1 protein-coding gene is annotated in these 273 nt (G+C 48.0%); it reads right to left on the bottom strand.

Going from position 1 to position 273, the window contains the following annotated elements; translation table 11 throughout:
* Positions 1-273, bottom strand: a 273-nt coding sequence (locus AAEZ03_RS27380) for a Glu/Leu/Phe/Val dehydrogenase dimerization domain-containing protein (RefSeq protein ID WP_350582996.1), incomplete at both ends; no start/stop codon positions are given.

Below are 273 nucleotides of genomic sequence, written 5' to 3'. Positions count from 1 at the left end.
CACCGATATCGCCTGCTGGTACGTCAATGTCCTTGCTGACGTACTGATGCAACTCGCGCATAAAGGCATAACAAAAACGGCGGATTTCGCTGTCCGATTTACCTTTAGGATCAAAGTCAGCACCACCTTTACCGCCGCCCATTGGTAGACCTGTTAAAGCGTTTTTAAAGATTTGCTCAAAGCCCAAAAACTTCAATACGGATTGGTTGACGGTAGGATGGAAGCGAACGCCACCTTTGTACGGGCCTAAGGCATTACTAAACTGAACACGCC

The organism is Pseudomonas sp. HY2-MNA-CIBAN-0224 (assembly GCF_040310285.1).
In the GTDB taxonomy this organism is placed as follows: domain Bacteria; phylum Pseudomonadota; class Gammaproteobacteria; order Pseudomonadales; family Pseudomonadaceae; genus Aquipseudomonas; species Aquipseudomonas helleri.
Note: the sequence above shows the minus strand (reverse complement) of the source record. Positions and strands in the feature narration are given on the sequence as shown.